Genomic DNA, 7,318 nt, shown 5'->3' on the forward strand with positions numbered 1-7,318 from the left:
CCTTACGCTGGGCCTCATGCTCATCGCCCGCTCCGCAGCCCTGTTCGTCGTCGCCGCGCTCTTCGAGATCGGTGGTGCCTGGCTGGTCTGGCAAGGAGTGCGGGAGCACAAGGGCTGGGCGTGGATCGGGGCAGGAGTGATCGCGCTCGGGGTGTACGGCTTCGTGGCCACGCTCCAGACGGACGCCCACTTCGGCCGCATCCTCGCCGCGTACGGAGGGGTGTTCGTCGCCGGCTCGCTGGCCTGGGGCATGGTCGCGGACGGCTACCGCCCCGACCGGTGGGATGTCATCGGCGCACTGATCTGCCTCGCCGGTATGGCCGTGATCATGTACGCCCCACGGGGTCGCTGAGCTGGGCCGGCGCGGACCGGACCCGATGCCGCCGGGGCGCAACCGAGCACCCCCAGCACTCCACCCGACCCACTCCCGCGGCCGACCGCCTCCACCCACCAGTCCCGCTCAACGAGGCAGCCGCCACTGCATATCCTGGCCAAGCACGACGCGCACCAGCCGCATGAGTCACCTGCACCATATGAGCAACACAAGTAACACCGCTCAGCCAGCCGCAGCGCCCATGCCGGCCGCACCACGACGTACCAGCACAGCACCAGCACCAGCACCAGCACCAGCCGAGTACCGCACCGCCCCGCACCGTCCGCAAGGGAGAGCGTCATGACCGCCGAGGCCGCCGCCGCCAACGCCGATACCGCCGACGTCCGTACCGCCGTCGTCACCGGAGCGAGCAGCGGCATCGGCGCCGCGACCGCACGGGCCCTGGCCGCCGCCGGCTACCGCGTCGTGCTCACCGCCCGCCGCAAGGACCGCATCGAGATGCTCGCCGCCGAACTGCCGCACGCCGAGGCGTACGCGCTCGATGTGACCGACCGGGCCGCCGTCGACGCCTTCGCGCGCTCGCTCGACCGCTTCCCCTCCATCGACGTGCTGGTCAACAACGCCGGCGGTGCGCTCGGCGCCGAACCGGTCGCCACCGGCGACCCCGCCGACTGGCGCGCGATGTACGAGGTCAATGTGCTCGGCGTCCTGCACATGACGCAGGCGCTGCTCCCCGCGCTGACCGCATCGGGCGAGGGCACCGTCGTCGTCCTCTCCTCCACCGCCGGGCACGGTACGTACGAGGGCGGCGGCGGGTATGTCGCCGCCAAGCACGGCGCCCACGTGATCGCCGAGACGCTCCGGCTGGAGCTGTGCGGCGAGCCGGTACGCGTCATCGAGGTCGCCCCCGGGATGGTCAAGACGGAGGAGTTCGCCACCACCCGCTTCCGCGGCGACAGCTCCAAGGCGGCGAAGGTCTACGAGGGCGTGGCCGAGCCGCTCAGCGCGGAGGACGTCGCCGACACCGTCGCCTGGGCGATCACCCGCCCACCGCATGTGAACATCGACCTCCTGGTGGTCCGCCCGCGCGCCCAGGCATCCAACACCAAGGTCCACCGCACCAGTTGAGGGCTGTGGCGCCAAGCGCAGGAACACCGAGGGCTGTTGGGCCAGGAGCCCGGTGCGCCAGGGCAGCGGTCCCTAGCCCCCACCCCGGGAGCTCGGGCCCGCTGCCCCGGCCCTCGCCCCCGCCCCGCCCCACTCCGCCCTCCGGACATCCACCCCCGCCCCCGAACAGGGGGCTGAACAGAGGGCTTGAGTACACCCCTACTGGGTGTGCAGGCCCCGTGTGCCGGGGGTTTCCCGCCGCGACAGTGGACGCATGACATCCACCTCGCCCTCCTCGGCCGCCCGCGGCACCGAACCACCCGCACCAGAGCGCCGACCGGAGCCGGGACACCGGCCGGAACCAGAACACCGGCCAGAGCCCCGACCACGACCAGAACCGGAATCGGAACGCCAAGCCGCATCGGCACACCACCCCGCATCGGCACACCGACCCGCATCGGGGCGCCGCCGCGCCCGCCGCCGGCTGGGTGCCTGCGTCGCCGTGGCGCTGGTGATCATCGCGCTGGTGGTCACGGCCCGGGCGGTCGGCGCCTACGTACCGCCCGATCTGCGCACGAGTCGGGTGCCGCCGCGGAGCGAGCTGCATTACGCGCTGCTGGTGGCGCACATCTTCACCGCCGCCGTCGCCGTGGTCACCGGACTCGCCCAGTGCTGGCCCTGGTTGCGGCGCCGGTATCCGGCCGTGCACCGGTGGACCGGCCGGGCGTACTTCTTCGGCGGGGTGTTTCCGTCCGCCCTCATCGGCGTTCCGGTCACCTACCTGGTCCCGCTGGGGGTGGGCAATCAGCTCTCCCTCGGGGTGCTGGACGCCCTGTGGATCGCCACCGGTGTCGCCGGCTACCGCAGCGCCCGGCAGCGGCGGTACGCCGATCACCGGCACTGGATGATCCGGAATGTCGCGCTGACGCTGGCCGCGCTCACCTCACGGCTGATCCAGCCGCTGATCGAGCATCTCGTGGCGGCCCAGCTGTCCGACCCCATCGCGTACGGGGGCGACGCCCTCGCCGCCGGGCACGACATCGCCGGCGCCACGTCCTGGCTGTCGCTCGTCGTCAATCTGTTCGCCGCCGAGTATCTGATCCAGCGCCGGCGGGGTGCCGCGGCGCGGCGGCGCGCGCGGCCGGCGGCGCGGCCCGCACCGCGGCAGCGGGGTGCGGCGCCCGGCGCGCCGCACCCCGCATCGCTCACCCCTTGACGCACACCACCTGCTTGAGCTTGGCGACGACCTCCACCAGGTCCCGCTGCTGCTCCATGACCTTCTCGATCGGCTTGTAGGCGCCGGGGATCTCGTCGACCACCCCGGAGTCCTTACGGCACTCCACGCCCCTCGTCTGCTCCTCCAGATCACGGGTGGAGAACCGCTTCTTGGCGGCGTTCCGGCTCATCTTGCGGCCGGCGCCGTGCGAGGCGGAGTTGAAGGACGCGGGGTTCCCGAGGCCCTTGACGATGTACGAACCGGTGCCCATCGAGCCCGGGATGATGCCGTATTCGCCGCTGCCCGCCCGGATCGCGCCCTTACGGGTCACCAGCAGGTCCATGCCTTCATAGCGCTCCTCGGCCACGTAGTTGTGGTGGCAGGAGATCACCGGGTCGAAGACCGGCCGGGCCTTGCGGAATTCCTTGCGGATGACGTCCTGGAAGAGGGCCATCATCACTTCGCGGTTGTGCTTGGCGTATTCCTGGGCCCAGAACAGGTCGTGGCGGTACGCCGCCATCTGCGGGGTGTCCGCGATGAAGACGGCGAGGTCGCGGTCGACCAGCCCCTGGTTGTGCGGCAGTTTCCGGGCCTGCTCGATATGGAACGCGGCCAGTTCCTTGCCGATGTTCCGGGAGCCGGAATGCAGCATCAGCCACACGGAGCCGCTCTCGTCGAGGCAGAACTCGATGAAGTGGTTACCGGAACCGAGCGAGCCCATCTGCTTGGCGGCCCGTTCCTGACGGAACCTGACCGCCTCCGCGACCCCGTCGAAACGGGTCCAGAAGTCGCCCCAGCCCGCCGTCGGGAAGCCGTGGATGCTGCCCGGGTCGAGCGGCTCGTCGTGCATCCCGCGGCCCACCGGAATCGCCTGCTCGATCTTGGACCGCAGCCGGGACAGATCGCCAGGGAGGTCGTTGGCCGTGAGCGACGTCTTGACGGCGCTCATTCCGCAGCCGATGTCGACGCCGACCGCGGCCGGGCAGACCGCACCGCGCATCGCGATGACCGAGCCGACGGTGGCTCCCTTGCCGAAGTGCACGTCCGGCATCACGGCCAGGCCCTTGATCCACGGCAGCGTGGCGACATTGCGCAGCTGCTGCATCGCGACACCCTCGACCGTGGCCGGGTCGGTCCACATCCGGATCGGTACCTGGGCACCAGGTACTTCGGTGTACGACATAACTGACTCATTCCCCCGAAAATCCGAAAAAAGCAAAAGACGGACAATGCATCCGATCATGGACGCCGGACCGGCGTGTGCGGCAAGACGTGCGGTAGACATTGTGTCCACCCGCCGCCACCCGGCGGCAACCGCATTTCCGCAGGGAAGGAGCCGCGAACGATGCCGCGCAAATCGTTCGTCCCCGGTGCCGCGCTGCTGGTCACCGCGGCACTGGCCGCCGGCCTCACCGGCTGCACCAGCGGCTCCGCCACCGGCACCGGAGGCGGCGACGGCAAGGGCGGCGACGCCGCCACGTCCGCCCAGTCCGCCCAGCCCGGCCGCTACCAGACCCTCCCTGAAGCCTGCGGACTGCCCTCGCGCAACACCGTGCGCAGCATGCTGCCGGGCGACGGCCAGCCCCTGTCGCAGGCCGACGCCGCGAAGATCTACGCCGGCCGGGCCGACGTCACGTACGACGCCGACCGCCGCGTCGGCTGCCAGTGGACCCGCGAGACCAGCGAGGGCACCCGCCATCTGACCCTCGACATCCAGCGCGTGGTCTCGTACGACGCCGCGGTCAGCGACGACGACCGGGCGCAGGAGATCTACACGGGCAAGCAGCAGGCCGCGAAGATCCCGGCCGGCAGCTCCGACTCCCCCTCGGCCGAGGCCAGCCCCAAGGGCGCCCCCACGGACCAGCCCACGGACCAGGGCGCCGACGCCGGCGGGAAGAAGGCGAACGGCGGCGCCGCCGCGCCGTCCGCCACCCCGTCCGACCCCGGCGCGAGCCCCGGCAGCCCGCTCGCCCCGCGCGTCCTTGAGAACCTCGGCGACGCGGCGTTCCTCAACGACAAACTGGTCACCACGGACTCCGGAGTGCACCGCGACGTCACTGTGGTCTTTCGCACGTCGAACGTCATCGTGACGATCGCCTACGACCAGTGGTCCGTGGACAAGACGAAGCTGCCGGAAAGCCAGGAATTGCAGGACAAGGCCCGTGCGCTGGGCAGCGAGCTGTCCGACCACCTCAGCGAATAGCGCCGTAAGTTCCGATCGCCGCGAATGGGCAACTAGGGCCACTTATGCCCGAATTGCCCTCTCGTGCACTTCGCCGCGAAACGGCCACACCCCTCGCTCCGCCGCGTACCGTGCCCTCTAGCCCCGCACCGTCCCCGAGGCAGGGCACCCGCTCCACAAGGGTCCGTGCCGACTCCACGACGACGAACAGCGAAGGAACCATGCACCGTTCAGCCAAGCGACTCGCCAGCCTTCTCACCTGCGCAGCAGTACCGGTGCTGCTCGTCGCCGGCTGCTCCGGCTCGACGAGCGCCAAGAGCTCCGGTGACAGTGCTCCCTCCGGCTCGTCCAGCAGCGCCGGCAACCCGTCGCCGACCGTCGCCGCGGCGAAGTTCAAGAAGCTGCCGAACCCGTGCGAGGCCTTCTCCAAGGACACCATCAACAAGATGCTGCCCAAGGTGAAGGACGCGGCCGGCAGCCAGGGCAAGTCCACCGACACCGCCGCCCGCGGCGCCTGCTCCTGGAGCAGCTCGGACGACCAGGGCGTCGACGGCACCCAGTTCCGCTGGCTGGACGTCGCCTACCAGCGCTACGACTCCGACCCGGCCATCGGCTCCGGCGACAAGCGCGCCACGGACTTCTACACCAAGCAGATCGCCGACGCGAAGGGCACCAAGGGCGCCAAGAAGGTCGCCGCGGCGCCGACCGCCGGCACCGGTGACGCCGCCACCGCCGTCACGTACGACATCAGCAAGGACGACAACGACTTCAAGAACACGACGATCGTGGCCCGCACCGCCAACATCGTCGTCACCATCAACTACAACGGGGCGGGCATGGCCGGTGCCGACACCCCCAACGGCAACGACCTGCTCAAGCTCGCCCAGGCCGCCGCCAAGGAGGCCGTCGCCGCCGGGGCCAAGGCCAACGCCTGACCGACCGCCCGTCCCGGCCCTCCCCGGCCCGGCGGGAACGGGTGTGCAACGCTATGCGCGCCAATTCGCCGAGTCCGGGGAGGGACCGCGGGTGTCCGCGACACAGACCGCGCAGTTGACCCGTACGCACCGCGTCCTGATCGGCGTGGTGATCGCCGGGGCAGTCCTGATCGCGGCCATCGGCTTCACCGGCTCCTACGCCGCGGTGCGCGCACTGGCCGAGAAGAAGGGCTTCGGCGCCTTCGCGGTCGTCTTCCCGATCGGCATCGACGCCGGGATCGTGGTCCTGCTGGCCCTCGACCTGCTGCTCACCTGGATCCGCATACCCTTCCCGCTGCTGCGCCAGACGGCCTGGCTGCTGACCGCCGCGACCATCGCGTTCAACGGGGCCGCGGCCTGGCCCGACGCGCTGGGCGTCGGCATGCACGCGGTGATCCCGCTGCTCTTCGTCGTCGCCGTCGAGGCCGCCCGGCACGCCGTCGGCCGGATCGCCGACATCACCGCCGACAAGCACATGGAGGGCGTCCGGCTCACCCGCTGGCTGCTCGCCTTCCCCTCCACCTTCCGGCTGTGGCGCCGGATGAAGCTGTGGGAGCTGCGCTCCTACGACCAGGTCATCCAGCTGGAGCAGGACCGCCTCGTCTACCAGGCGCGGCTGCGGGCCCGCTACGGACGCGGCTGGCGCCGCCGGGCCCCCGTCGAGTCACTGATGCCGCTGCGGCTGGCCCGGTACGGCGTACCGCTGGCGCAGACGGCGCCGGCGGGTCTGGCCGCGGCCGGGATCGCACTGCCGGCTCCCGCACGGGACGGAGCCGCCGGCGACGCTGCCCGGGAGGGTGCCGCCGAAGCCGTACGGGACGCGTCCCGGGCCGCGGCGGACGCTCCCCGGCCCGCGGTGGCAGCCGCCCGGGCGCCGGAACCCGAGGCCGAGGCCGAGGCCGGTCCCGAGCCCGCACCGGGTCCCGAGCCCGTACCGGTTCCACAGCCCGTACCGGTTCCGCAGCCCATACCGGAGCCCGAGCCCGAGCATGAACTCCCGGCTCCCGCGGCCCAGTTGACCGTTCCCGTGGGGCCGGGGCGCAGCCGGCCGCTGGGCAGTGCGGGCGCCGGCCTCCCCGGCGGCCGGGCCGACATCCGCCCCGACGGCGCCCCGCAGGCGGTCCAGGAGGCGATCCAGGAGGCGATCCAGGAGACCGTCCCGGAGGCCGTCCAGGAAGAGGCGCCGACCGCTCTCCCCGACCCCGACCCCGCCGGCCTTCCCGACCCCCTCGACGTCCCCGACGGCGCGCCGCGCGACGAGAAGTACTTCGCCGCGTTCCGCGAGTACGTCGCGGAGAAGAACGACTTCCCGGACTCCCGGCAGTTCGGCCGCTATCTGCTGGAGTTCTACGGGTACGCGGGCCGGGACGGCGGGCCGCTCAGCGAGCGCTATCTGCGCGGCTTCGTCCGGGAGTTCCGCACCCGCATCCGCATGGAGCTGGAAGCCGAGCACATCCCGTAGGAACGGCCCGCCCCACGGGAACGCGCGGGCCGCAGGAACGACC

At 71.6% G+C, this 7,318-nt stretch carries 7 protein-coding genes; 6 read left to right on the top strand and 1 reads right to left on the bottom strand.

The genetic code is table 11. The annotated features are described in order from the left end of the window. Positions 1–16 precede the first annotated feature (16 nt). From IEZ17_RS15535 to IEZ17_RS15545, 3 genes are all read left to right on the top strand, one after another. On the top strand, positions 17–352 hold the full coding sequence (locus IEZ17_RS15535; protein ID WP_159503065.1) for a YnfA family protein: 336 nt from the start codon (positions 17–19) through the stop codon (positions 350–352). A 321-nt stretch (positions 353–673) separates the two neighbouring features. Continuing rightward, positions 674–1,462: an SDR family NAD(P)-dependent oxidoreductase gene (locus tag IEZ17_RS15540; RefSeq protein ID WP_189300433.1), complete on the top strand. Its 789-nt coding sequence runs from the start codon at positions 674–676 to the stop codon at positions 1,460–1,462. A 481-nt stretch (positions 1,463–1,943) separates the two neighbouring features. Beyond that, on the top strand, positions 1,944–2,657 hold the full coding sequence (locus IEZ17_RS15545) for a DUF2306 domain-containing protein (RefSeq protein WP_189300434.1): 714 nt from the start codon (positions 1,944–1,946) through the stop codon (positions 2,655–2,657). Here the strand turns inward: IEZ17_RS15545 and IEZ17_RS15550 are convergent. Then, the gene (locus IEZ17_RS15550) at positions 2,647–3,840 is read right to left on the bottom strand and encodes an RtcB family protein (RefSeq protein ID WP_189300435.1); all 1,194 of its coding nucleotides are present in this window, start codon (positions 3,838–3,840) and stop codon (positions 2,647–2,649) included. The genes IEZ17_RS15545 and IEZ17_RS15550 overlap by 11 nt on opposite strands. A gap of 162 nt (positions 3,841–4,002) precedes the next feature. On the opposite strand from IEZ17_RS15550, the gene IEZ17_RS15555 reads away from it, so the two are divergent. From IEZ17_RS15555 to IEZ17_RS15565, 3 genes are all read left to right on the top strand, one after another. Further along, complete coding sequence (locus IEZ17_RS15555) at positions 4,003–4,860, top strand: hypothetical protein (RefSeq protein WP_189300436.1); 858 nt, start codon at positions 4,003–4,005, stop codon at positions 4,858–4,860. 200 nt (positions 4,861–5,060) lie between these two features. Further along, complete coding sequence (locus IEZ17_RS15560; protein WP_189300438.1) at positions 5,061–5,774, top strand: DUF3558 domain-containing protein; 714 nt, start codon at positions 5,061–5,063, stop codon at positions 5,772–5,774. A gap of 91 nt (positions 5,775–5,865) precedes the next feature. Continuing rightward, positions 5,866–7,275 (top strand): DUF2637 domain-containing protein, encoded by a 1,410-nt coding sequence (locus IEZ17_RS15565; protein ID WP_229852283.1) that lies wholly within the window; start codon positions 5,866–5,868, stop codon positions 7,273–7,275. Positions 7,276–7,318: the final 43 nt, after the last annotated feature.

The sequence above is a fragment of the Streptomyces albospinus genome (assembly GCF_014648695.1).
Lineage (GTDB): Bacteria > Actinomycetota > Actinomycetes > Streptomycetales > Streptomycetaceae > Streptomyces > Streptomyces albospinus.

Coding starts and splice junctions, on each gene's coding strand:
- IEZ17_RS15535 (WP_159503065.1), top strand. CDS start 17: ATGCTCATCGCCCGCTCCGCAGCCCTGTTCGTCGTCGCCGCGCTCTTC.
- IEZ17_RS15540 (WP_189300433.1), top strand. CDS start 674: ATGACCGCCGAGGCCGCCGCCGCCAACGCCGATACCGCCGACGTCCGT.
- IEZ17_RS15550 (WP_189300435.1), bottom strand. CDS start 3,840: ATGTCGTACACCGAAGTACCTGGTGCCCAGGTACCGATCCGGATGTGG.
- IEZ17_RS15555 (WP_189300436.1), top strand. CDS start 4,003: ATGCCGCGCAAATCGTTCGTCCCCGGTGCCGCGCTGCTGGTCACCGCG.
- IEZ17_RS15560 (WP_189300438.1), top strand. CDS start 5,061: ATGCACCGTTCAGCCAAGCGACTCGCCAGCCTTCTCACCTGCGCAGCA.